Annotated in this window: 24 protein-coding genes; 7 read left to right on the top strand and 17 right to left on the bottom strand. The window is 46.6% G+C overall.

Going from position 1 to position 23560, the window contains the following annotated elements; all coding sequences use genetic code 11:
* Positions 1–516: 516 nt before the first annotated feature.
* The 8 genes from B5E64_RS17940 to B5E64_RS01990 all read right to left on the bottom strand — a co-directional run bounded on the left by B5E64_RS17940 (position 517) and on the right by B5E64_RS01990 (position 8124).
* On the bottom strand, positions 517–1392 hold the full coding sequence (locus tag B5E64_RS17940; protein WP_087166841.1) for a DUF6591 domain-containing protein: 876 nt from the start codon (positions 1390–1392) through the stop codon (positions 517–519).
* Positions 1393–1572: 180 nt separating this feature from the next.
* Positions 1573–1905, bottom strand: coding sequence for a MerR family transcriptional regulator (locus B5E64_RS02020; RefSeq protein WP_087166840.1), 333 nt, complete (start codon positions 1903–1905; stop codon positions 1573–1575).
* Between the two features lie 237 nt (positions 1906–2142).
* Complete coding sequence (locus tag B5E64_RS02015; RefSeq protein WP_087166839.1) at positions 2143–3303, bottom strand: hypothetical protein; 1161 nt, start codon at positions 3301–3303, stop codon at positions 2143–2145.
* A gap of 2 nt (positions 3304–3305) precedes the next feature.
* Positions 3306–4169, bottom strand: a complete 864-nt coding sequence (locus B5E64_RS02010) for a hypothetical protein (protein WP_242960057.1) — start codon at positions 4167–4169, stop codon at positions 3306–3308.
* Positions 4170–4303: 134 nt separating this feature from the next.
* On the bottom strand, positions 4304–5017 hold the full coding sequence (locus tag B5E64_RS02005; RefSeq protein ID WP_087166838.1) for a metallophosphoesterase: 714 nt from the start codon (positions 5015–5017) through the stop codon (positions 4304–4306).
* Between the two features lie 293 nt (positions 5018–5310).
* Entirely contained in the window at positions 5311–6357 is a 1047-nt protein-coding gene (locus B5E64_RS02000) for a hypothetical protein (RefSeq protein ID WP_087166837.1), read from the bottom strand.
* 9 nt (positions 6358–6366) lie between these two features.
* The gene (locus tag B5E64_RS01995) at positions 6367–7389 is read right to left on the bottom strand and encodes a hypothetical protein (protein WP_087166836.1); all 1023 of its coding nucleotides are present in this window, start codon (positions 7387–7389) and stop codon (positions 6367–6369) included.
* Positions 7390–7449: 60 nt separating this feature from the next.
* On the bottom strand, positions 7450–8124 hold the full coding sequence (locus B5E64_RS01990; protein WP_087166835.1) for a metallophosphoesterase: 675 nt from the start codon (positions 8122–8124) through the stop codon (positions 7450–7452).
* A 77-nt stretch (positions 8125–8201) separates the two neighbouring features.
* On the opposite strand from B5E64_RS01990, the gene B5E64_RS01985 reads away from it, so the two are divergent.
* From B5E64_RS01985 to B5E64_RS01955, 7 genes are all read left to right on the top strand, one after another.
* The gene (locus tag B5E64_RS01985; protein WP_087166834.1) at positions 8202–8543 is read left to right on the top strand and encodes a hypothetical protein; all 342 of its coding nucleotides are present in this window, start codon (positions 8202–8204) and stop codon (positions 8541–8543) included.
* A gap of 99 nt (positions 8544–8642) precedes the next feature.
* Positions 8643–9467 (top strand): hypothetical protein, encoded by an 825-nt coding sequence (locus B5E64_RS01980; protein ID WP_087166833.1) that lies wholly within the window; start codon positions 8643–8645, stop codon positions 9465–9467.
* 181 nt (positions 9468–9648) lie between these two features.
* Positions 9649–10038, top strand: coding sequence for a YbaN family protein (locus tag B5E64_RS01975; RefSeq protein WP_087166832.1), 390 nt, complete (start codon positions 9649–9651; stop codon positions 10036–10038).
* Positions 10035–10385 (top strand): nitrous oxide-stimulated promoter family protein, encoded by a 351-nt coding sequence (locus B5E64_RS01970; protein ID WP_087166831.1) that lies wholly within the window; start codon positions 10035–10037, stop codon positions 10383–10385. Before B5E64_RS01975 ends, B5E64_RS01970 begins: the two co-directional genes overlap by 4 nt.
* Before the next feature lies 1 nt (position 10386).
* On the top strand, positions 10387–12120 hold the full coding sequence (locus tag B5E64_RS01965) for an ABC transporter ATP-binding protein/permease (RefSeq protein WP_087166830.1): 1734 nt from the start codon (positions 10387–10389) through the stop codon (positions 12118–12120).
* Positions 12117–13772: an ABC transporter ATP-binding protein gene (locus tag B5E64_RS01960; protein WP_087166829.1), complete on the top strand. Its 1656-nt coding sequence runs from the start codon at positions 12117–12119 to the stop codon at positions 13770–13772. Before B5E64_RS01965 ends, B5E64_RS01960 begins: the two co-directional genes overlap by 4 nt.
* A gap of 362 nt (positions 13773–14134) precedes the next feature.
* Positions 14135–15466, top strand: a complete 1332-nt coding sequence (locus B5E64_RS01955) for a hemolysin family protein (protein WP_087166828.1) — start codon at positions 14135–14137, stop codon at positions 15464–15466.
* An 89-nt stretch (positions 15467–15555) separates the two neighbouring features.
* Here B5E64_RS01955 and B5E64_RS01950 read toward each other — a convergent pair whose 3' ends face one another.
* The 9 genes from B5E64_RS01950 to rpiB all read right to left on the bottom strand — a co-directional run bounded on the left by B5E64_RS01950 (position 15556) and on the right by rpiB (position 23515).
* On the bottom strand, positions 15556–15978 hold the full coding sequence (locus B5E64_RS01950) for a hypothetical protein (RefSeq protein ID WP_118636757.1): 423 nt from the start codon (positions 15976–15978) through the stop codon (positions 15556–15558).
* Between the two features lie 14 nt (positions 15979–15992).
* Positions 15993–16586 (bottom strand): TetR-like C-terminal domain-containing protein, encoded by a 594-nt coding sequence (locus B5E64_RS01945; protein ID WP_087166827.1) that lies wholly within the window; start codon positions 16584–16586, stop codon positions 15993–15995.
* Between the two features lie 75 nt (positions 16587–16661).
* A complete protein-coding gene (gene nspC / locus B5E64_RS01940) occupies positions 16662–17783 on the bottom strand; it encodes a carboxynorspermidine decarboxylase (RefSeq protein WP_087166826.1) in 1122 nt (373 codons plus the stop codon).
* 9 nt (positions 17784–17792) lie between these two features.
* Positions 17793–18995, bottom strand: coding sequence for a saccharopine dehydrogenase family protein (locus B5E64_RS01935; RefSeq protein WP_087166825.1), 1203 nt, complete (start codon positions 18993–18995; stop codon positions 17793–17795).
* 21 nt (positions 18996–19016) lie between these two features.
* Positions 19017–19874 carry an agmatinase gene (gene speB, locus B5E64_RS01930; protein ID WP_087166824.1) on the bottom strand — a complete coding sequence of 286 codons (858 nt, stop codon included), beginning with the start codon at positions 19872–19874 and terminating at the stop codon, positions 19017–19019.
* On the bottom strand, positions 19852–20715 hold the full coding sequence (gene speE / locus B5E64_RS01925) for a polyamine aminopropyltransferase (protein WP_087166935.1): 864 nt from the start codon (positions 20713–20715) through the stop codon (positions 19852–19854). Before speE ends, speB begins: the two co-directional genes overlap by 23 nt.
* Before the next feature lie 3 nt (positions 20716–20718).
* Positions 20719–22173, bottom strand: a complete 1455-nt coding sequence (locus B5E64_RS01920; RefSeq protein WP_087166823.1) for an aminotransferase class I/II-fold pyridoxal phosphate-dependent enzyme — start codon at positions 22171–22173, stop codon at positions 20719–20721.
* Between the two features lie 443 nt (positions 22174–22616).
* Positions 22617–23039, bottom strand: coding sequence for a hemerythrin family protein (locus B5E64_RS01915; protein ID WP_087166822.1), 423 nt, complete (start codon positions 23037–23039; stop codon positions 22617–22619).
* 20 nt (positions 23040–23059) lie between these two features.
* Positions 23060–23515 carry a ribose 5-phosphate isomerase B gene (rpiB, locus tag B5E64_RS01910; RefSeq protein ID WP_087166821.1) on the bottom strand — a complete coding sequence of 152 codons (456 nt, stop codon included), beginning with the start codon at positions 23513–23515 and terminating at the stop codon, positions 23060–23062.
* Positions 23516–23560 lie beyond the last annotated feature (45 nt).

Genomic DNA, 23560 nt, shown 5'->3' with positions numbered 1-23560 from the left:
CAGATTATGTGCGAAATAAATACATAATGTATTTATTTTGTGTTTCTTTGTTTGCATATCGAATAATATGATCACCTGAGATTTCTCTTCCGGAAACTACTTGTGATTTCACATTTTATTATATCGAATTTACTTAAAAGGCGAACCTCATACGGCAAAATATAACACTTCTAAGATTTCCCCGATCTTCTGATTCCTGTCACAAGTTCAATCAGATGATTATGCATTCGGTTAATTAGAGCCTCTAAATAGCCGTCTCTCCTAATTTCCCTTTATCGCCCCATTTCATTGAATATTTTTGACACAAATACCAGTTTTACTCATTATATCATGTTTTGCATCAACCATCTTCAAACCTTCATTGAATATTTCTCTAAAAATTTGCTTCCAGAATTTATCATCTGTCTCTCCCCGCTAAGAATTATAACAAGATAATATTTATAAAATAACTTAATTAATCAGGGCGATGATAACTTCGCATCACCGCCCCGATTTCATAGATTCACTTATTTTAGACTATTCGCTTTCTGTTTTGGGTGCACTGATAGTGACACTCATCGAATGATCCCTTTCATCGTAATATAAATGGACATTATAACCTTCTGCATTATCAGCAGTATAGGATCCTTCATAGTTATTCGACTCATCTGTATATCCAAGTTCTTTACATTCGTCGACATACGCATTAAATTGCTCTAACGTCAAGCCGTATGCATCAAACATAAAGCTCGTTTCATCATCTATGCTGCTTTTTACCACTTTCACATCCGGTTTCGGAATTTTGCTGCCAAGATCTGTTTGTGACCATTGATATGCTATCTCTGTTTTTTCTTCGGTAGAATATTTCTTTGAACCGTAATCATAATATACCGTAAAAATTTTATCCTCCTCCAAGTACTTAATGGTAGCAATATCAGGCTCAACCAAGTTATAGTGGTTTATATCTTTCAGATAAAAAGAACCGCCGTAATAATAACAATTTACATTTGAAATGGATTCGCCTGGTTTCACAACCCTGTCTGTTTCTGCGTGCATTGAAATCGATCTGCTTTTGAGATCATCCATATCTTCATCGCTTAGTTCAAACTTCTTTTGAATATCTGAATAGAAGTCTGATTTTTCTTCTTCGGTGATACCATCCTTTTCATTAAATATAATTTCAAAGTTCGTTATTGTACATTGCGTATCGTTCGTGTAGCTAAGAAGGACATAGCGCTCACCTCCAACGATACCTTCATCAACATTCCAGGCAATATCCTTTATATTAATCTTCTTCTTTATGGCTCTGCTGCCGGGATTATTGGCTGTTTCGCCGCTGCCACATCCGGCAAGGCATCCTGTCATGCTAAGTATAATAGCAAAAATGGTAAATATCTTTACTTTCTCCTTCATATTCCAAACCTCCTAAAGGTATTTGTGAATCGTCATCAAATTCTACGGTTTCGTAATCCGGATTTCCACGATTATCCTTGTACCCGCCGTCAGATAACACATTAAATTTTCCCTTTTCCCTCTTTATCATTTCAGATTTCAACACCACGGGAAGTGGATCTGCTGTCAAAACTGTTTTGTTTACGAAAGTGTTGCAATCAATTGTTTTACTTTATCGACCAGATCATCAATCCGCTCTTTTTCTTCCTCCATTTTTACGATCCGTTCTTCCAAAATCTTTTTCAGTACCGGATTCGGGGCATCAATGATTTCCTTGATCTCCTTTATTTTCAGTCCCAAATCCTGATACAGTTTAATGCGTTTGATCCGTTCCTGTGAATCTGTATCATATAAAAGATATCCGTATGTATTCTTGCCTGACGCGGAAACCAGTCCTGCTTTCTCGTATCCCTGAACAGCGCGTCTTGAGACATTTGCACTTTCACACACTTCCCTCAATGTCATTTCTTTCATCGTTCCACCTCTCCTTTATAGCTTAAAATTGCACGTTGCGTGCCGTCAACATTTCTTTTCACATGGCAAATCGACAGCAAAACACTTCCTCAAAACAGGCCGTGTTTTTTTCGCGAATGCATTTTCCGCAAGGTGGCGATTAGGACCAAACCACCATACTGACTACGGTGAGGCAACTTTTTCCAAAAAAATGGACGTATTGATTTCACTCAACACGTCCGTTTGCTTTTCCTTATTCTATTTTTGACAGATAAACAATTCGTTTTGATCGAAGAGTATTTCTACTGACTGATTGCTCAGAGTATTAATGCGATCCAGACTTTCTATAAACAGCTGTATTCCAACTTCCCGATTATTCCGAAATTCCTGCATTACTTTATCTGTATGACTGTCGCTGATTTTTTTCAAATTTCTTCCTGCCGCAACCAAAGCCTCGTCTACAGGTCCTTTGCTTAGTACGGGAATTTTAGATATCATTTCTCCGGCAGTCCTACCTGCTGTTCCAATCCCTCCGAATATTTTTGTTTGTATAGATGATCTGGAAACACTTTCAAGCCGTTCATAACACTCCGAGTAATCAAACCTGTACTGTAAGGAATACTCTTTCATCTTCTGTTCCGTATGTTCGAGAAATTCTTTTTCAAAATTTCCTCCAAGCATGACTTCCAGAAATGACGCATATGCATAAAGATAAGTCCCCAACTGATAATATTTAAAATTGTGATTTAGCTTTTTTTGAATCTTATCAATCTGCCGGTCACCAGAGAACTGCTTCTGATTTTCCAATACTTTGGTAATCTCTTTTCTGTAAAAAATGATATTATGTTCTGCTTTTCCCTTAATTGCAGAAACAACCGTCAATTGACTGCCTTTCCATAATTCATTTGCACTATTATACTTGTATTGCTCTAAAATATCGGACAAGGAGTTTACCGCTCCTTCTAATTCAGATTCTTTGTCCTGATGTAGAAACTGAAGAATTTCTTCTTGTACTTTCTGAATCGAATCTAATTTTTTATTAATCCCGGCTATTGCTACCGCAACCGCTATCGTCACTGGATCCATTGCGAACTGAATGGATTGTCCTTCTGCAGGTATCCATCTTGCCTGTCCTGTAATACCATGATCATCCATGATCGTCCCCAAAAAGCCAGATCCGTCTTTAAATGCTGCCAGATTTCCTGAAACCCCTTCCGGGAATACACATCTATATAATCCTTCTTGGTTTTGGGGCCCGGTTACTTCCTTTATAATTGATGCCGCTGCTATTGCAAATCCAGTCCCATATGATTCCGAATTCCTTAAAGACAATGTATACTTACAGTCTTTTATAATGTCATCTCGTCTTATTCTAGGATAATATTCTGCTGTAATTAACGAATTTTTCTCTTCCCTCATAACTATACATCCGTCCTTCCGTCTGTCTCTTCTGGAACACCGGCTTTATCCTGCAGTTTTGCAGCCACTTTTTTCTGTCCCGGGACTTTTGACGCGATCCGTTTTGGCATATCTTTTGGCACATTGATCTGGATTCCGAACAGCATCTTTATGAACCAGAGCATAAAGACAAGTACGAGAATCGGAATCAGGCAGGATGTTACCAGCATGACGGCAATCGTCTCAATAAACTGATTCAGGAGTTGTTCCCCTTTATCCAGCAGGCCGGTTACTCCATCCTTGATCTTTGACAGTGCTTTCTCGATGATATTTCCTTCGGAATCCGTATTCTCATTGATTTCATCTGTGAGATCTTCTGCCTCTTTCACCGTTGCTTCCATAGACACCTCATACGTCTCTTCTATAATAGAAGAGACCTTCATGCTGAATGGAATCACAAGAAAGATCACGGCAGCAAACAGTGCGATTTTTGCTGCCAGCATTTTCAGCACCGCCTTATTTGCACAGATTCCGGCAGCAAGCAATACGCATGCAATCGGAATCAAAATGGTAAATGCGGCATAGCCGGTCAGGGTAACCAGATATTTTTCCAGAAAGACTACCATCAAAATAATCAGAAAATACGATGTCAGATCCGCCAGCTTATTTGCCACCGGTGTTGTCGCATCACCAGGAATGGCGGCGAGAGCTGTCGATGCCGCTGCGGATGTTGCTGTCAGTTTCAGAACATCTTCCTTCTTTTCATCCAATGATTCGATCGTCTTCCTATGATTTTCCGGATCACCTGCCACTTTTGAAACGACTGTCATAGACAAAATCATGACTACGAGCAGTACGATGACTGCCGTTACTTTTTTTGCGTTCATCTTTCTCATAAGATTTGTCACTTTTTCTCTCTCCTTTATCCTTTGTTTCCCCGCCCGTTCAGGGAGTTCAGAACTTCCAGACACCTGGTACACTTTCGTCCTGCTCCTACATTAGTCCTGCACGCTGCGTGCAGTCAATGTTTTACTCCATGAAATTCCCATGTCTTTGTATCGATAATTGGAAATTCCCGGGATCCGATCGGGCTTCCGTCCCGGTATGTGGAAAAGACATCACACGATATCACATTTCCTCTTCTGTAGATCGCTTCTACCGGAGTGTGCCCAACCACCTGAAGCACCTGATCCTCCCCGTACATTTTCCAGCTGGAATACTGCGGTCTGTACCAGATCGGAGAGATATCATTCCACATCAGGTCGTGGTGAAACTCATTGATCGTGCGCACCACTTCGTCCACGTCATCATACTTTTCCGCTTCTACCGTTCCCTTTACAAATTCGTCCCGGACGCCGCCATGGCAGAACAGCACCTGGTCAATCTTCTGAATGTACCGGATCTCGTTTCCTTCCGGCAGTGCACGTCTTAGCTCCATCAGCTTTTCTCTTACTGTCCAGGCAGCCGCTACACTGTATCCACTTTCCCGTTCGTTCCACATATAACACAGATCGTGATTTCCATAGGCCCAGAGTGTGTCCGGATACTTCTTTGCAAATGCGATCGCAGCATCATACGTTTCTACATATCGTTCAATATGATGTTCCTGTCCCCAGTCGTCCGGAATATCCATCAGGCAGACCGCCTGGTCGGCAGCACCGCTCTCCAGAATGGATGACGCCTGAGTAAACAAATATGGTTTCAGGTGAACATCTGGTATCACTAATACTTTCATGACAATCCCCTTTTCTGAGTTATTTTCTGACACAATCCCAAAGCATTTTCCCTAAAGGTAAATTATATAATAGCCTTCTGACTTATTCCATTCTTTTCGCTAAATTTGTGTAGAATGTCTACACCTGTCTGGTTTCCGGTGTCTTATTCTTATAAGAAAGAAGAACATAGCATGACCCTGAGAAAAGTGCTGATGTTTCCAGCCGCATTTGTCATCAAATAAAGCAGAAAAGGCGTATTGACTTCGGTGTGCCACCTGTACAATACGCCTCTATTTCTCTTCTTTATCCCTTCTTACTTTTCCCGCAGCATTTCTGTCTTCCTCTTTTTCCGGAATTTTGGTGTATTAACCTTTTTGTATATTTTCTTTACCTCATCCGGAACTGCGGCGAAATTGTCATTATAAATTCCCACATAGGCCAGATTATAAAATCCCTCCAGCAATTCCAGATCTTTTCTGACCGGGTAATATCCCGTTGTTTTCAGTACGCTTTCAAATGCAGCAATTTCCTCATCACTGAACATCATCATCTGTCTCTCCATCACAGACGGCTTCAAAAGTTCTTCCTTGATTTTGCCGACCAGAATATCCTTTTTTAAAGAATGATATCCTTTTAATTCCAGGTCTTCTGCCAGACTTTTAAGTTCTTCTTTCGTCCAGGAGGACATAATTTCTGCCATCTCAGGATTTCGTGTATATCGTTCCTGCGCATTCCTGTTTTCTGCAAGATGCTTCTGCAAAAGATCCGCAAACTCCCGCAGCTTTGTCTCTGAGGATTTCTCATTGCGTTCTGTACGGCTCACAGGTTTTTCTGCTCCCCTGAGTCCGAAACTACCCGTTTTCATCTCTTGTTTCAACTCGTCAAATGTCCGGTAATCCGGATCTCCATAAGTCACCTGAAACTGTCCGCGAAGCTCCTGATTCGCTTTCTCCACGTCCATCCATGTCCTGCTGTCCGGACTTTCTTTTTGTTTTAGAATATATGGATATGGTTTCTCGTCCGTGACACATTTTTCAATCGTAACACGATATTCCTTTTCTTTTCCTGTCCGGAATGTAAACCATGGTTCCCTCCCCATGAGATCGTCAATATAAGTATCAGAAGAACACCAGTAATCAAAATTATATCTTCTGACTGCCTGTTCGCCCTCTCTCCACTCTCTTAACTGAATTCCGGCCTGGTAAAATTCAAATTCATACTGTTCTGAAACTTCTGTCTCCGCTATTGCCTCCAGAATCACGGCAAGCTGTGAAAAGGTAATGCCTCCCGGCACAATACACCGCTTCCATACCGGTGGTTTTGTTTTCTTTTCCGCCAATTTTATCTGAAATGTTTTCATCTGTATCTCCTACATCCGGTTTTCAATCTTCTTCATCAGTTCCTCAAGCACTTCCGTTCTTCCTAATTCCGTCTCAATCCCCAGCTCCTGGCAGATCTGTTCCAGCGCCTTGATGATCCACGGATTTCCGGAAGTGATCTTTCTCATTCTTCCCTGCTGTTTCAGATGGCTTAAGAGGAAATTGGATACCACAGACAGCTCTGTCTCCTCCGGTTTGAGGAAATACCGGGTTATGATTTTTCCGGTCTTTTCGTCCGCCGCAACGAACAGAAATGGATTTCTCGGTCTTCCCGCCTCTTCGTCGCTTTCTGCGATATGAGTATAGTAAAAATCAATCTGAACATTCTGCTCTTTTTCCGGAGTATTTTTCAGTTCTTCTTTTAATTCTTCTTTCTGAATCTGCATTCCCATGTATGGCCGGGTCTGTTTCGGAATCTTTGCCGGGAACATGTTCCAGAGTCCGGTCTCGGCATTAAAAATCCGGCAGAGCCGTTCATTTTCTTCCCACTTCATTGGAAGCTTCTTTTCTTCCAGCGCCCGGATGCACATGAACAGGTTTCGGATGGCTTCTGTCATCATAAGCACCTCGTCCTGATCCGGTGAAAACGGAATGTATCTGGAACGGTAGGAAATAAAATTCGGCCACATCTCTTCTTTTGCCATCGGAAGATTCAGTGCTTTTGAAATCTCCTGCTGTGAATACATCATGTCTGACTTCTTTCCATATCTGCAGATCAAAGTGCGGCGGTCCGACATGGCATAATCTTCGGAAAGATATTCTTCCAGTCCGGTTCCCAATTCCGCAATCATGGTCAGATCCTGCCATCCTTTGAAGCCAGGATAAATCTGGATCTCTTTTTCCTCTCCCTGTCCGTTTCCAAGGATACGGAGAAAGATCGGTTCTTTCTCATCTTTTAACTGAATAACGACATACTGATCCTTTGTCAGGTACTCCCATGGTTTCAATTCTTCTATCCGGCAGGCTGCTTCGTACAGTTCCCACCACATCTTTAAAGCTGCTTCTTTGCGCATCGTTTTTTTCCTCCGTCTGCTGCTTTCTGATCGCTTGATTTTCGTTGTCTTCCTCATTTACTATACCATTCTTTTTTCCGGCGCGCCATCCCCTTGTGCGGTTTCCTCGCTGCCTCCCTGTTTTGCCCTCCTGTTTCTGTTATGTTCTATCCATTCGTCCAGAGAGAGAGGTTCGTAGTCGGAATACATGCAGAAGCAGTTCAGCATGTTGCACGGAATCGTCTCCTCCTCTTTTGTGTACATATTGACCCTTTTTGTCTCCCCAGTTTCCCGGACAAATCGGGATACCAGTACTTCATCAAAGCTGTCATGGACATGGCCGTACATCATGTAGGTACGCGCGTTTCCTTCCTGATCTTTCCGGTACTGTCCGTGATAGCAGAAAACCGGATAATGGCAGAGAACAACTTTCCGTTTGTTGTCTTTCATCTCCGCGTAAGGCCGGATCCATACGAAACGTTCTCGTTCAAAGTCGGAATCCTTCAGATAATAATCGTGATTTCCTTCGATCAGATACAGCCTTCCGTGAAGTCTCCGCAGAATCTCATTAGTCCGTTCTCCTTTTTCCATGGAGAAATCTCCCAGAATGACAACTTCATCTTTCGGCCGTACTTTCTTGTTCCATTTCTGGATCATATATTCATTCATCTCTTCCGCATCCGCAAAGCCTCTCTTGTCCATCTTTTCATTCAGTCCCCGATGGAAAAAGTGGCAGTCCGCAATGTAATACCTCATCGTATCGCCTCTTTTCCTTGCACTCTTCTGTTGTTCATATTACAATAAAGTCACCTATTTTTAAAGGAGGTTTTTCCATGGCTGACAAAGAAAATTCATTTGATATGACGGACTGGGAGCTGTCCGAAGAATATTACAAGGAAAACGAGGAGAATAAAGAGCTGAAACTGGAAGATTTCATGCTCCCTGAAGACGAAATTCCATCCGCTAGTTCAGATGAGACTCAGGATCCGGCGCTTGCCAGAACCATTTCTGATGTTCAACAGGTTCTTTCTGTCTATGGAGAAGGAAAATCTGTAGAAGAGATCGCACTTGCACTGTCTTTGGAGGCAGACTATGTCCACACGATTTTATACTGTGCTCAGGGCTTCTCTGAGGATGATCCGATTGCTGTGGCCCGGCTTGTAATGATGTCATAGTCCACAGTATGTTGCTTTCGGGCAAAAAAGAATTGACATCCGGTTGTTTCAATGCTACTGTTTTGGTTAGATATTGCTAACCAAATGAGGTGAGACGGCATGGCCAAAAATCTTACAGAAGAGAAAATCAAATATCTGCTGTTTTTATATGACAGGAAAACTCATCCCCTGTCCGTAACTGCGGCTGCAAAAGCCTGCGGTGTTGCCAAATCCACGTTCAGCCGGACATTGGGTGCCTTTTTTGAGATGGGCTACGTGGCGGAACCTGGGAAAACAATGTTATCCCCTGACGGCGAAAAGACAGCCCGTGCTCTCCGGCAGGAAGTTGACCAGATGAAAGAATGGTTACAGTCGGAGATTTTTCTGCAGGGTGACCTGTTAGAAGCGGAAGCCAGACGGACTGTCTGTGCGCTTTCGACGGACACCCGAAAAAAACTGTATTCCCGGCACCGTCTTTCCATTTTCTTTGCTTCCCTGAAATCTGTTACTGAAATTCCGGGAGACCGGCTCTGCTTCCAGCTTCCGGACGGGGAGTACGAATTCGCCTTTTCTATCTACAAATCAGGGAAAGAAGAAGCACAGCTTTCCATGGCGGATCAGGGTTTTTTCCATCCCGGGCTGCTCCGGATTCAGGAAGGAAAAGGCGAGGTCTTTTTGAAAATCCGGGAGGTGGAACAGGATTCCCGTGTCCGCGGTATGCGGATGCGTGGGCAGGTGGACAGCCTCTCCTGTCTCATCCACGGCGTTTCCCGGCCATGCGGACGCCGGGAGGATGCATTTGTCTTTCCGATCCAGCCTCTGGATTTCTTTTACCGGGAGGAGGAGCGAATCCTGCAGGCCAGTGTGGAGATGGAGTTTACCTGCTCTGTCGGGCCGGTGCATATGCCAAAGAGCCGCGCTCGAATGATCATGATTTTTAAATAAACAGCCCTTTGTTCCAGGGGCGGAACAATCAGGATCCGCAGAAAACAGACTGTTTTCCAGATCCTTTTCCAAAATGTTCCGTCCCCGGAACATTTTTTTGCTTGAAATCCTGTTGCCTCCTATGCTAGGATAGGTTCGCAAGTTAGTCGAGACTATCCACTAAGTAAATCAGGAGGTATTTATGAAACGAAATCCTTTTCGCTTTTTGTGGCTGATCGCAGCCTTTTTGTCACTCGCTCTCGGCGCTGTGGGCGTCGTACTTCCGGTACTGCCGACCACACCGTTTCTTCTGGTAGCCTCTTTTTGTTTTGCAAAAGGCTCCGAACGGTTCCACCGCTGGTTTATGGGAACACGTCTGTACCAGAATCATCTGGACAGTTTTGTAAAGGAACGGGCCATGACGTTGAAGACGAAGCTCTGTATTCTGCTTCCGGCTTCTGCCATGCTTCTGATCGCCATGTACATGATGTCAAATCTGCCGGGCAGACTTTTCATCGTTTTCCTGATCCTCTTTAAATACACCTACTTTTTTACAAAAATCCGTACTATCCCGCAGGGTGAGCAGTCATGAGGAAGAATCTCAGCACGGCAGACAAAAGAGAGCGTGAAAAGCAGGTCGTCGATCTGATGATCGCTCTCTACTGCCGTAAAAAGCATCATACAGCAAAGGAACAGCTCTGCCCGGAATGTCTGGAGCTTCGTTCCTACTCGCACCTTCGCTCGGACCATTGTCCGTTCATGGAATCAAAAACCTTTTGCAGCAACTGCCGCGTGCATTGCTACCGCCCGGAAATGCGGGAACGGATCCGGGAAGTCATGCGGTTTTCCGGTCCAAGGATGCTGCTGCACCATCCCGTTATGGCAGTGGATCACATGATCTGCTCGATGAAAGAAAAAAAACTAAAAGGAGAACAATGATATGATCAAGACAAGGCTCATGAAGCTTTTGAAGGGATCTGAAAAATATATTATCCAGAATATTCTCTGGCAGTGGATCGCTCTTTTGTTTCAGATTGCGGCTATCTTTGCGGCAGGCACGTTTCTGCAAAGTCTGATGGACGGCACACTGAATCAGGGAATTTGGACCCGGACCGCCGTCATTGCGGTTCTTTCGCTTCTTGTCCGCTTTGGCTGCGAAAAAATGGCCGCCATCGCTTCAGGAAAGGCAAGTTCCGATGTCAAACTTGTACTGCGCCGTCAGATTTATGAAAAACTTCTGCGGATCGGTGCATCGTATAAAGAAAAGGTACCGACTTCCGAGGTCGTACAGGTAACCACCGAAGGGGTGGAACAGCTGGAGATCTACTATGGAAAATATCTTCCGCAGCTGTTTTACAGCCTTCTGGCTCCGGTCACACTGTTTCTTGTGCTGGCGCCTGTCAGCCTCAAGGCAAGCCTCATTCTTCTGATCTGTGTGCCGCTGATTCCGGTATCCATTGTGGCGGTGCAGAAATTCGCCAAAAAACTGCTGAATAAATACTGGGGAATCTACACGGAGCTCGGCGACAGTTTTCTGGAAAATCTGCAGGGACTGACAACTCTGAAAATCTATCAGGCAGACGGAATGAAATCCTGTGAGATGGACGAGGAGGCCGAGCGCTTCCGCAAGATTACCATGAAGGTACTGACCATGCAGCTGAATTCTGTCAGTGTGATGGATCTTGTCGCCTACGGCGGCGCGGCCATCGGAATGATCGTCACCGTACTGGAATACGCGGACGGACACGTCAGCTTTGCCGGAGCATTTACCATTATCCTTCTGGCATCGGAATTTTTCATTCCTCTCCGACTCCTTGGTTCTTTCTTCCACATTGCCATGAACGGAATGTCGGCAAGTGACAAGATTTTCCGGATTCTGGATCTGGAAGAAGGACAGGGCGGAATAAAACATCTGGAGGCCGGTCCGGTACAGGCATCCTTTGACCACGTAGAATTTTCCTATGAAAAAGAAAAGCCGGTATTAAAGGATATTTCCCTGACCATTCCGGCAGGCAGCTTTATCTCCCTTGTCGGCATCTCCGGCTGTGGAAAAAGTACTGCCGCCGCTCTTCTGACCGGGAAGATCCGGAACTTCCGCGGCCGGATCCGGATCAACGGAATTCCGGTATCCGAAATCCGTGAGGAGAATCTGATGCATGCCGTCACCTTGATCCGCCACAACAGTTATCTCTTTAAAGGAACGGTCCGGGACAATCTCCGGATGGGAAATCCTGATGCGTCCGATTCCGAGATGAAAGATGCGCTTCAGAAAGTGCGTCTTCTGGAATTTCTGGAAAACCAGAACGGACTGGATACGGTGCTTGAGGAGCAGGGAAGCAATTTCTCCGGCGGTCAGAGACAGCGTCTTGCCATTGCAAGAGCCCTTCTCCATGATACGCCAATGTACATTCTCGACGAAGCGGCGTCGAATATTGATGTAGAAAGCGAAGACCAGATCATGGAAGTGGTCCGGGAACTCGCAAAGACAAAGACCATTCTCTTTATTTCCCACCGTCTGGCCAATGTGACGGCATCCGACTGCATCTACATGATGGAAAAAGGGGAAATCTCCGAGAGCGGCACACACGAAGAACTGATGCTGCAAAACGGCAGTTATGCGGCCATGTTCAAAAAACAGCAGGATTTATGCAGAATAAGGGGGATTGAATCATGAAACGACGAAGCGGAATCAAAATCATGGGACAGCTGATCGGACTGGTACGTCCTCTGCTCCATGTCATGCTTGCGGCCATCCTCCTGGGCGTAGCCGGCTATCTGTGCGCTATTTTCCTTACGGTCATGGCCGGCGCCGGAATTCTGAAGCTTTCCGGCCTGACGGGCGGATTTTCACTGAGATTTCTGTTTCTCTGTCTTGGGGCTGCTGCCATTCTCAGAGGCATTCTCCACTACGGTGAACAGGCATGCAACCACTATATCGCGTTCAAGCTGCTGGCGCTGATCCGTCATAAGGTCTTTGCCGCCCTCCGCCGTCTCTGTCCGGCAAAGCTGGACGGGAAGGATAAAGGAAATCTGATTTCCATCCTGACGACGGACATTGAACTTCTGGAAGTGTTTTATGCCCACACCATTTCACCGATTGCCATTGCCGTGCTGACCTGCCTGATCATGGAAGTTTTTTTCTTCCGCTACAGCATCCCGGCAGGAATCTTTGCGCTGTGCGGCTATGTGGCAGTCGGCGTTCTCATTCCGGTGTGGAATTCACGGAAAGGTGCCGGATCCGGAATGGCATTCCGGAATGAATTCGGTGAGCTGAACAGTTTTGTTCTGGACAGCCTTCGGGGACTGGATGAGACAATCCAGTACGGCTGCGGTAAAAAACGGATGGAAGAACTGGAAGCGCGGAGCAAGGAACTCAACCGGAAACAGACTGTGATGAAAGAACTGGAAGGAAAACAGAGAGGACTGACAAGTCTTCTGATCCTGTTCTTCTCTTTCGGGATGCTCTTCTTATGCGCATGGATGTGCATGGAAGGCCGGATGGATATGGAAGGCGCTTTTCTGTGTACGATTCTGATGATGGGCTCCTTTGGCCCGGTCGTGGCGCTGTCCGGACTTTCCAATAATCTGATGCAGACACTTGCAAGCGGCGAACGTGTTCTGTCTCTTCTGGAAGAAGAACCGGAAATTGAAGAAGTCACCGGAAAAGAACCGTCTGAATTCGGGTCTGTCGAATGTCAGAATCTTTCCTTTGCGTACGAGGAGGAACAGATCCTCTCCGATTATTCCATTTCCATTCCAAAGGGAAGCCGGATCGGTCTGCATGGAAAGAGCGGTTCCGGAAAATCCACGCTTCTCAAACTTCTGATGCGCTTTTATGATACGGACAGCGGTTCCATCCAGATCGACGGACGAAAGATTGCTTCGATCAACACGAAGGATCTCCGGGATATGGAAAGTTATGTAACTCAGGAGACAAGCCTCTTCCACGATTCCATTGCCAACAATATCGCGGTCGCAAAGCCGGGCGCGTCCCGGGCTGAAATCGAGGAAGCCGCGAAAAAGGCATCTCTCCATGAGTTTATCATGAGCCTTCCGAATGGATATGACACCATGGTCGGAGAACTCGGAGATACTCTCTCCGGCGGAGAAAAGCAGAGGATCGGGGTGGCAAGAGCCTTTCTCCACGATGCTCCGCTCATCCTTCTGGACGAGCCGACCAGCAACCTGGATTCCCTCAACGAAAGCATCATTCTGAGATCTCTCAAAGATCTGGGCCGGGACAAAACAATCGTCATCGTCTCCCACCGCGAGTCCACCATGGCGGCTGCCGAAAAGGTCTATGAAATGTCCGGTCGGGTTTCCTGATGCCTGAACCTGAACCGGTTCCGGATACGCGTCGTATGAGAACTCTCAGACTGCGCTATTGACATTTTCACCGCCATCCTATATAATCATCTCGACATCTGTCAGTAACAGATGATTATTTTCAGAAAGGATGTATTACATTTTTATGGACGACTCAAGCGACGGTGATTCTGAGCATCATAATTTTGTAAAAATGAACATAAATCCGGATATGAGGTATAGTCTGTCGTTTCATGAAACAACAGGCTATGCCTTTTTGTGTTTTTTTATCCGGCTTCGGCTATGACAGCGCCTGTATTTTACCGGCATTTGAAGCTTTTACATTTTTACAAATAATATGATGAATAAAGGAGAACTGATTTATGAATTCTATATTACCCCAGCTTTTGCTGCAGGTCATTCTTATCTTTTTAAATGCATTTTTTGCGGCGGCGGAGATCGCAGTGATCTCACTGAATGCCTCCAAACTTCGGAAATCGGCGGAGGACGGCGATAAAACCTGTGCCCGTCTTCTGAAACTGGTGGAAGAGCCTTCCGGATTTCTCTCAACCATCCAGATCGGAATTACATTGGCAGGATTCCTCGGCAGTGCGTTTGCCGCGGACAACTTTTCCGGCTATCTGGTAGACTGGGTATACAAAGACCTGGGATTTCATTCTCTCCCGGTCTCAGTACTGGATACACTCTCCGTTATCGTGATCACCATTATTCTTTCCTATTTCACACTGATTTTCGGTGAACTGGTTCCAAAACGGATTGCCATGCAGAAATCCTTTGCTGTAGCAAAATTTGTCTATCGTGTAGTTTCTTTTGTTGCTCTGATTATGAAGCCGGCAGTTGCCTTTCTTTCTCTTTCTACCAATCTTGTACTGAAGATGTTTGGTATGAAGACGGAAGCGGAAGAAGAGACCGTAACGGAGGATGAGATTCGTCTCATGGTAGAGCTCGGAGAAGAGAATGGATCAATTGACAGCGATGAGAAAGAATGGATCCAGAATGTGCTGGAATTTAATGACACCATTGTCCGGAACTGTATGACACATGAATCTGAGATCATCGCCATCTCAGCGGATGCTACCGATGAAGAAATCACGCAGCTTATTACGGAATCCGGTACTTCCCGTTACCCTGTATACCAGAATGATCTCCACGACATTATCGGCGTACTTAATGCGCGTACATTCCTGCTTTCCCGCGCCAACGGTGAGAAAACGAACATCCGTAAACTTCTGCGTCCGGCATACTTTATCCCGGAAACGGTTCATGCATCCACGCTCTTCCGTGATATGCAGAAGCAGAAACTGCACATTGCAATCGTGGTTGACGAGTACGGCGATACTTCCGGTATTGTAACGCTGGAAGACCTGGTGGAAGAAATCTTTGGAAATATCTACGATGAATTTGATGAAAACGAACCGGCGGAGATCGAACAGCTCAAAGAAAATCTCTGGAGAGTCACCGGAACCGCAGATGTCGATGACATCGCAAAAGAACTGGACATCGATCTCCCGGAATCTTCCGACTATACCACACTTGGCGGAATGGTGTTCAGCAACCTGAAGACGATCCCGAAAGATGGTACAACTGTCGATCTGGATGTCGGGGATATTCACATCCACGTAGATGCGATCTCCAGAAGAAGAATCCAGTCCGCACTTGTATCAAAGGTCGAAAAAGAACCGGAAGAAGAATAAAGAGTCACAGACAGAAAGGACATGGAGCCGGAAAATGCTCCATGTCCTTTCCTTATCTGTTTTTTCTATTCACTCTCATCGCTGCTTTTTCATTTCTTTTCCCGGAACACCACATAGTTTTTCCGGTAATTTCCCCACCAGGTGCTTGCCGGATTAGTAAAGTAAAAGGTGGAAAAGAGCATCTCGGTCTCATTCAGCTTCGCAAGCAGCCTCAGAAGCCGTTCCTCCAGCGGAAAAATGATGCCGTCTTCCTCCGCTTCCAGCTCTTTTAGGTACCTGTTTTCCTCTTCCGTCAGGCTTTCCCTGATCTTTTCCTTCGCCTCATCGGGAAGAGTGAAGTAATAAAAGTCCGCCCAGGCATTCTCTTTTCCACATGCCTCCCATTCTGCGGACAGTTTATCCACAGCTTCCCCGGCATCCAGTGTGAATTCTACCCAGTCGCACTGATCAAATCCTTCCTGGATCTGTTCCAGATAAATGGCTCCCGCCTGTTTCAACGTCTCAATCTGCATCTTCGTCCCCCCTGTTATCTCCGGACTCTTGGGTGCGTATCGCGGATCACGCTCATAATAAAGCGGAATGCAATATCTGCCATCTCTTCCGGCGTTTCCGATTCCTCCGGATCTTTCTGGAGCCAGTAGCGGATGAGCCCGACACAGCCTGACAGACAAAACCGGTAGGAATATTTCAATACATTCATCTCATTCGGGAACTGGCGCTTCAGTCCGGTCAGGCACTTCTCTCCGACAAGATCCTCTACCTCCTGAACAAAGGCCGGATCCCCGTTTTCTCCCATAAGAGATCGATACAGTTTGCGGTTTCTCCCGAGAGAAAAGAAGATGTCCTTCATAAACAGAACACTCTGCTCGGAAAATGGTTCCGGCGGATAAGTTTCCATCACTTCGGCAATCTCCTCTATCAGCTCCTGCTTCACATTTTCAAGCATGTTGGAAATATCAGAGTAGTGCAGATAAAAAGTAGAACGGTTGATGTGGACATGGGCCACAAGCTCTTTTACCGTAATCTCCTGAATACTTTTTTCCGTCATCAGATCTGCCAGACCTTCTTTTAATCTTGTCTTGGTTCTCGCAACTCTTTTATCCACTTTCTGTCCTGTCATGCCGGCATCCTCCTCTTTTTCTTCTTTCACTATAATATAAAAAGACTTGAAATGCAACACTATGTCTATTATTTTTTAGAGTCTACGTTTAAATTCGTCGTATCCAAAGCTTCGGATGATCTGATAGTCTCCCTGATCTTCCAATACGATATCCGGAAGTTTCATCCCGTTAAAGGTATTGTTTTTTACCATCGTATAGATTGCCATATCCTGAAATTCCAGCCATTCCCCTGGTGCGATCGGATGGTCAAAAGAATAATCACCGATCACATCTCCCGCAAGACAGGTCGGGCCGGCAAGACGGAATGTGTAAGGCTTCTCATCCGGAAGGCCTGCATCTTTCAGCGGCGGACGGTACGGCATTTCCAGTACATCCGGCATATGGCATGCTGCGGAAGTGTCCAGAATGGCGATCCGGATGCCGTTTTCCATTGTCTCCAGCACCTCCGTCAGAAGCGTCCCCGCATTCAGCGCGACGGCCTCCCCCGGTTCCAGATAGACTTCCAGTCCGTATGTTTCCTGCATATGGCAGATGCACCGCTTTAACCGTTTAATGTCATAATCGCTTCTTGTAATATGGTGGCCGCCGCCAAAATTGATCCACTTCATCTTTGGAAGCCACGCCCCGAACTGCTCCTCCACCGCCCGCAGCGTCACTTCCAGATCATCGGAATTCTGCTCGCAGAGCGTATGGAAATGAATGCCTTCAATACCGTCCATCAGTTCTTCCGTCAACTGTTCCTTCACTGTTCCAAGGCGTGATCCCGGCGCACATGGATCGTAAATGGCATGTCCCTCCTGGGTGGAGCACTGTGGGTTTACCCGGATTCCCGGACTTTTCCCTGCTTTTTTCACCCGGTCTTTATATTTTCGGATCTGGGCCGGGGAATTCAGAACAATATGTCCGCAGAGGGAAAGAATCTCGTCAAACTCTTCCTCCCGGTAAGCAGGGGAGAAGATGTGGTTTTCCTTCCCCATCTCCTCCGCCCCCAGTCTGGCCTCATAAAGCCCGCTGGCCGTCGTCCCGTCCAGGTATTCCCCGATGAGCGGGTACAGTGAATACATGGAAAATGCCTTCTGGGCCAGCAGGATCCGGCACCCGGTCTCCTCGCGAAGCTGCTTTAATACCCGCAGATTCGCTTCCAGCTTTTCTTTCTGTACAATATAGCACGGCGTGCGAAGTTCTTCTTTTCTCATGGCCGCGCCCTAATCTACCAGTTCCGGGTTCTCACAGATCTTCCACGGCAGTCCCCATTTGTTCAGTGCATCCATGAACGGATCCGGATCAAACTCTTCCATATTGAAGACGCCCGGTTTCTGCCAGGTACCGTTCATCACAAGCATCGCACCGATCATGGCTGGAACACCTGTTGTGTAGGCAACCGCCTGGGAACCTACTTCCTTGTAGCATTCCTGATGATCGCACGTATTGTAAATGTAGAGTTTCTTCTCTTTTCCGTCTTTCTTTCCGATAAAGATACATCCGATATTGGTCTTTCCTTTTGTTCTCGGTCCCAGAGTGGACGGATCCGGAAGGACAGCCTTTAAGAACTGAAGCGGTACGATCTCTTTTCCTTCGTACATGATCGGCTCGATGGATGTCATTCCTACATTTTCCAGACATTTCAGGTGAGTCAGGTAGCTCTGTCCGAATGTCATGAAGAAACGGATTCTCTTGATGCCCGGGATGTTGAGTGCCAGAGACTCGATCTCTTCATGGTGCAGAAGGTACATATCCTTCTTTCCTACTTCCGGGAAATCATACTCTCTTTTGATTTCCATCGGCTCGGTTTCTACCCAGTGTCCATCCTCCCAGTAGGAGCCTTTTGCGGACACTTCCCGGATATTGATCTCCGGGTTAAAGTTGGTTGCGAACGGGTATCCATGATCTCCGCCGTTGCAGTCCAGAATATCGATGTAGTTAATTTCGTCAAAATAGTGTTTCAGCGCATAAGCGGAAAAAACGCTTGTCACGCCCGGATCGAATCCACTTCCAAGCAGGGCTGTGATTCCTGCTTTTTCATATTTTTCGCGGTACGCCCACTGCCATTTATATTCAAACTTTGCCGTATCTTCCGGCTCATAGTTTGCTGTGTCCACATAGTGTACGCCGGTTTCCAGGCAGGCATCCATGATCGTCAGATCCTGATACGGAAGCGCCAGGTTCAGCACGACATCCGGCTGTACCTTCTTGATCAGCTCCACAAGTTCCGGCACGTTGTCCGCATCCACCTGCGCGGTTGTGATTTTTGCTTTTGTCTTTCCTTCCAGTTTTTCTTTCAGCGCGTCACACTTGGATACTGTACGGCTTGCAATGCAGATCTCGTCAAACACCGCGTCATTCTGCGCACATTTCTGAATTGCTACTCCTGCGACACCGCCGCATCCGATTACAAGTACTTTTCCCATGATAAGTTCCTCCTTCTACTTTTACCTGCCGATTGCCAGCAGCATTTCTCTGATAATTTTACATGCCACGGCTGTGGACACCCCGCTTGCATCATACGGCGGGCACAGCTCATTGACGTCACACCCTACAAGGTTCACATTGCTGCAGACAGCGGTCACTGCCCTCTGCAGCGTTATATAATCGACTCCGCCCGGTTCCGGCGTTCCTGTCCCCGGAAATACCGACGGATCCAGGACATCCAGGTCCACCGTAAAATAAACCGGCTTCCCTTTCAGGTTTTCGATCGTTTCTTCCAGCCCTTCCAGATCAAAGGGATGCAGGTTTGTATGTCCCTCTGCCGCCCAGGAAAACTCTTCCTTTTCCCCGGAGCGGATTCCGAACTGATGGATCCTTCCGTCTCCCAAAATCTCCCAGCAGCGCCGGATGACGCAGGCGTGGGAAAGTTTCACACCCAGATAGTCCTCTCTCAGATCCGTGTGGGCATCCAGATGGATGATATGAAGATCCGGGTACTGCCCTGCCACGGCCCGGATGCTTCCAAGGGTCACAAGATGCTCTCCTCCGATCAGAAACGGAAGTTTTCCGTCCTTTAAAATTTCACCTGCACGCTCCTCAATGGCAGCAAGCACCTTTTCGGAATCCCCGATGGCAAGTTCCAGATCACCGCTGTCAAAGACATGGCAGTCCAGAAGATCTTTGTCCTGATACGGACTGTATGTCTCAAGTCCGTAAGACTCATTCCGGATGGCCTGTCCGGCAAATCTCGTTCCAGGACGGTAGGATGTGGTAGAGTCAAACGGCGCACCGTAGAGGACGACCTTGGCATCCTCATATTCCGCATCACATCCGATAAAATTAATTACGTTTTTCTTCAACATCTTTTAACAGTTCCTCCACATACACCGGAAGGGCAAACACACCCGCGTGAAGCCTCGGTGCATAATATCTCGTGCTGATTCCCCGAAGTTTCCATGCTACGCCGTTTAAGTCATCCAGCGGATGATACCGTTTTGACGCAAATCCGAAAAGCCAGTGTCCGGACGGGTAGGATGGAATGTGTGCCTGGTACACCCGGCAGATCGGAAAGGTTTCCACAATCCGCTTGTGCATCCGCTGGCACTGGTACGCTTCTTCTGCATAGAACGGACTCTCGTTCTGATTGATCATGATTCCGTCTTCATGAAGGGCATTATAACAGTTTCCGTAAAATTCCTTTGTAAACAATCCTTCGCCCGGTCCGAACGGATTCGGGGAATCGATGATAATCAGATCGTATTCATCGGTTCGGGAACGGATAAACCGCAGGCCGTCCTCATGGTAGATTGCCACCCTCGGGTCCGTCAGGCTGCAGGCGATCTCCGGGATATATTTCCGGCAGACCTCTACAAGAAGCGGATCAATCTCCACCACATCGATGGTCTCGATCGTCTCGTATTTAATCAGCTCCCGGACAACGCCTCCGTCGCCTCCGCCGATAACGAGCACCTTTTTCACATCCGGGTGGACTGCCATCGGTACATGGGTAATCATCTCATGATAGATGAATTCGTCCTTTTCCGTCAGCATCAGATCTCCGTCCACCACAAGAACCTTGCCGAATTCCGTCGATTCCAGCACATCGATCCGCTGGAACTCGCTCTCGGCACTGAACAGCTGCCGTTCCACACGAAGGGACAGTCTGGCATGGTCCGTATGTTCATCTGAAAACCACATTTCCATTTTTTATTCCTCCTTCAGTACGTTGAGCCGCTCGATCTTCTCATCCTCCGGCCCGGTCATGGAACATCCTTTTTCCTTGGCATAGACAATATAGTCAATAATCTCATCGGTGATCTCCTCACCCGGTGCGAGAATCGGGATTCCCGGAGGGTAGCACATCACAAACTCGCTGCAGATCCGTCCTCTCGTCTCTTCCAGAGGGAGGGATTCTTTCTCTGCATAGAAGGATTCCTGCGGAGTCATCACAACTTTCGGCGGAATATATTCCTGTGAAAGCATTCCTGTCTTGTCTTTCTGATACCGTCTCTTAATGTCCGCAAGGGCACTGACAAGCCGCTCCACTTCCTGCTTCCTGTCTCCGATGGAAAGGTATGCCAGAATATTTCCAAGATCCCCGAATTCAATCTGAATATCATATTCATCCCGCAGAATGTCGTATACCTCGATCCCCGCAAGGCCGATGTCCAGCGTATGTACCGAAAGTTTGGTCGGATCGAAATCAAACACGCTGCTTCCGTTTTTCATCTCTCCTGCAAACGCATAGTATCCTCCGACCTGGTTGATCTCTTTTCTCGCATACTCGGCAAGCTCCGCCACCTTTGCGAATGCTTCTTTCCCGCGAAGCGCCAGATTCCTCCTGGAAATATCGAGGCTTGAAAGAAGCAGATAGGACGCACTTGTCGTCTGGGTCAGATTGATGATCTGGCGCACATATCCTGCATTGACATTCGGTCCTGTCAGAAGGAAGGAACTCTGCGTCAGGCTTCCGCCGGATTTATGCATACTGACCGACGCCATATCCGCTCCCGCTTCCATGGCAGAAACCGGAAGTCCGTCTCCAAAATAAAAATGGGTTCCATGTGCCTCGTCGGCAAGTACGAGCATATTGTATTCATGGGCAAGCTTTACGATCGTGCGCAGATCCGAACAGATACCGTAGTAGGTCGGATTATTCACAAACACTGCCACCGCGTCCGGATTCTCCCGGATAACCTTTTCCACCTGGGATACCTTCATTCCAAGAGAAATCCCCAGATGATGATCCACATCCGGATTCACATATACCGGCTTTGCTCCGCAGAGCACAAGCGCATTGATGACGCTGCGGTGGACATTCCTCGGCAGAATAATCTTGTCGCCCTTTTTACAGCAGGACAGCACCATGCTCTGCACTGCCGATGTCGTCCCGCCGACCATCAGAAAGGCATGCGCCGCTCCAAATGCATCCGCTGCCAGCTCTTCCGCCTCCTTGATGACAGAAACCGGGTGGCAGAGATTGTCAAGCGGCTTCATCGAATTGACGTCAATACCGACACACTTGCTTCCCAAAAGCTCCACCAGTTCCGGGTTCCCCCGTCCGTGTTTGTGTCCCGGAACATCAAACGGCACGATTCTCATTTTCCGGAACCGTTCCAGCGCCTCGTAGATCGGCGCTCTCTTCTGTGATAACATCTCCATTTCCACTTACTCCCTTACGTATTGATATGCCTGCCCTGATCCAGGTCGGAACTCCTTCTGAGAGAAAGTTTTCCGCAAAACAAAAAGACACAGGCAGACGGCATACATACCATTTACTTGTGTCTTCTCTATCTTCTTTCCGCACAGTCAAAGAAACTGTGCGGATACATATACAGTTTTATCGCATATTCAGACAGATATTGGCGTAGAGTCTATATAGCAAATATTTTTACTTTTACTACTCTTATTGACCGTTTCACAAGTTGTGTATGCTGTTGCACACCGGTTATAAAGTAACCAACTTATAAAATTTGAGCTTCTAACTCAATCAATAATGCAGCCTCCGGCCGCTAAGAAAATATTTGCATGGAGAACTTTACGAATATCTGCTTTCCATACGCGTTTATTCTAACACGCTAAATCTGAATATACAATAGTTATTTTTATAAATTTTCACTGTTCTGTCTCATGTTTTTGTATTCGGCCACGGAGCGGTCAAATCCCTTGATATGGCGGAACAGCCAGTCTGTCACGGTCTCATTGAGCGCTTTGACAAACGCATCTGTCGGGCCTTCCTCTTCTTCCAGCATTTCATGCAGATCTTCTACCGCATGCTTGAATTCCTCGTGTTTTGCCTTGTGCTCTTCCAGCCCCGGATAAGCGATCTCTTCCTGAAGCTTTTCTTCCGCTGCAAAGTGGAAATCTGTGTAGTCAGCAAGGTAATTAAGAAGCTTCACTGCTGTCGCCTTGTCTCTGTGTGTCTCGCAGGCTTCTTCCAGGTCTGCGATCTTTCCGATCAGCTCCTTGTGCTGAGCGTCAATCATCTCATTTCCGGTTACAAGAGTTTCATCAAATACTGCATACATCTTTTTTTCCTCCTTTTTGATTAATCCAGTTTGGACTCTCTTCTTTCTACATCCATGATCATATCGACTCTTCTCTGGTGGCGGCCTCCTTCGAATTCAGCGCCAAGAAATTCGTCGATAATCATCTTAGCAAGTTCAATTCCAATTACACGGGAACCAAACGCAAGAACATTTGCATCGTTATGCTGTCTTGACAGTCTGGCGGTGTACGGTTCGCTGCAGACGGCAGCCCGGATTCCGTGGACCTTGTTTGCCGCAAGGGAAATTCCAAGTCCGGTACCGCAGATCGCGATTCCAAAATCCACTTCCCCGGATACCACCGCATGTCCGATTTTCTCACCATAGACCGGATAATCACAGCTCTCAGTGGAGTCTGTACCATAATTTACTACATCATATCCTTTTTCTTTTAAATATGCCACAACCTGCTGTTTCATCTCTACAGATGCGTGGTCATTTGCAATTCCTATTTTCATACTCGTTCCTTTCTGTTCTGGTGATTTTCCTCACTCTGGTTTTAT

Origin of the sequence: Drancourtella sp. An12 (genome assembly GCF_002160935.1) — a bacterium.
Lineage (GTDB): Bacteria > Bacillota > Clostridia > Lachnospirales > Lachnospiraceae > Sellimonas > Sellimonas catena.
The sequence above is the reverse complement of the archived record's forward strand: the minus strand, read 5'-3'. Positions and strand labels throughout refer to the sequence as shown.

What these genes read in the sequence shown, in the direction of transcription:
- B5E64_RS01980 (WP_087166833.1), top strand. Translation starts at nt 8,643, where the DNA reads ATGGCCAAAAATCTTACAGAAGAGAAAATCAAATATCTGCTGTTTTTA.
- B5E64_RS01975 (WP_087166832.1), top strand. Translation starts at nt 9,649, where the DNA reads ATGAAACGAAATCCTTTTCGCTTTTTGTGGCTGATCGCAGCCTTTTTG.
- B5E64_RS01990 (WP_087166835.1), bottom strand. Translation starts at nt 8,124, where the DNA reads ATGAGGTATTACATTGCGGACTGCCACTTTTTCCATCGGGGACTGAAT.
- speB (WP_087166824.1), bottom strand. Translation starts at nt 19,874, where the DNA reads ATGTTGAAGAAAAACGTAATTAATTTTATCGGATGTGATGCGGAATAT.
- B5E64_RS01935 (WP_087166825.1), bottom strand. Translation starts at nt 18,995, where the DNA reads ATGGGAAAAGTACTTGTAATCGGATGCGGCGGTGTCGCAGGAGTAGCA.
- speE (WP_087166935.1), bottom strand. Translation starts at nt 20,715, where the DNA reads ATGGAAATGTGGTTTTCAGATGAACATACGGACCATGCCAGACTGTCC.
- B5E64_RS02015 (WP_087166839.1), bottom strand. Translation starts at nt 3,303, where the DNA reads ATGAGGGAAGAGAAAAATTCGTTAATTACAGCAGAATATTATCCTAGA.
- rpiB (WP_087166821.1), bottom strand. Translation starts at nt 23,515, where the DNA reads ATGAAAATAGGAATTGCAAATGACCACGCATCTGTAGAGATGAAACAG.
- B5E64_RS01945 (WP_087166827.1), bottom strand. Translation starts at nt 16,586, where the DNA reads ATGACAGGACAGAAAGTGGATAAAAGAGTTGCGAGAACCAAGACAAGA.
- B5E64_RS17940 (WP_087166841.1), bottom strand. Translation starts at nt 1,392, where the DNA reads ATGAAGGAGAAAGTAAAGATATTTACCATTTTTGCTATTATACTTAGC.
- B5E64_RS01965 (WP_087166830.1), top strand. Translation starts at nt 10,387, where the DNA reads ATGATCAAGACAAGGCTCATGAAGCTTTTGAAGGGATCTGAAAAATAT.
- B5E64_RS01985 (WP_087166834.1), top strand. Translation starts at nt 8,202, where the DNA reads ATGGCTGACAAAGAAAATTCATTTGATATGACGGACTGGGAGCTGTCC.
- B5E64_RS01920 (WP_087166823.1), bottom strand. Translation starts at nt 22,173, where the DNA reads ATGGAGATGTTATCACAGAAGAGAGCGCCGATCTACGAGGCGCTGGAA.
- B5E64_RS01960 (WP_087166829.1), top strand. Translation starts at nt 12,117, where the DNA reads ATGAAACGACGAAGCGGAATCAAAATCATGGGACAGCTGATCGGACTG.
- B5E64_RS02020 (WP_087166840.1), bottom strand. Translation starts at nt 1,905, where the DNA reads ATGAAAGAAATGACATTGAGGGAAGTGTGTGAAAGTGCAAATGTCTCA.
- B5E64_RS01970 (WP_087166831.1), top strand. Translation starts at nt 10,035, where the DNA reads ATGAGGAAGAATCTCAGCACGGCAGACAAAAGAGAGCGTGAAAAGCAG.
- B5E64_RS02005 (WP_087166838.1), bottom strand. Translation starts at nt 5,017, where the DNA reads ATGAAAGTATTAGTGATACCAGATGTTCACCTGAAACCATATTTGTTT.
- B5E64_RS02000 (WP_087166837.1), bottom strand. Translation starts at nt 6,357, where the DNA reads ATGAAAACATTTCAGATAAAATTGGCGGAAAAGAAAACAAAACCACCG.
- B5E64_RS01995 (WP_087166836.1), bottom strand. Translation starts at nt 7,389, where the DNA reads ATGCGCAAAGAAGCAGCTTTAAAGATGTGGTGGGAACTGTACGAAGCA.
- B5E64_RS01915 (WP_087166822.1), bottom strand. Translation starts at nt 23,039, where the DNA reads ATGTATGCAGTATTTGATGAAACTCTTGTAACCGGAAATGAGATGATT.
- B5E64_RS01955 (WP_087166828.1), top strand. Translation starts at nt 14,135, where the DNA reads ATGAATTCTATATTACCCCAGCTTTTGCTGCAGGTCATTCTTATCTTT.
- B5E64_RS01950 (WP_118636757.1), bottom strand. Translation starts at nt 15,978, where the DNA reads ATGCAGATTGAGACGTTGAAACAGGCGGGAGCCATTTATCTGGAACAG.
- nspC (WP_087166826.1), bottom strand. Translation starts at nt 17,783, where the DNA reads ATGAGAAAAGAAGAACTTCGCACGCCGTGCTATATTGTACAGAAAGAA.
- B5E64_RS02010 (WP_242960057.1), bottom strand. Translation starts at nt 4,169, where the DNA reads ATGAACGCAAAAAAAGTAACGGCAGTCATCGTACTGCTCGTAGTCATG.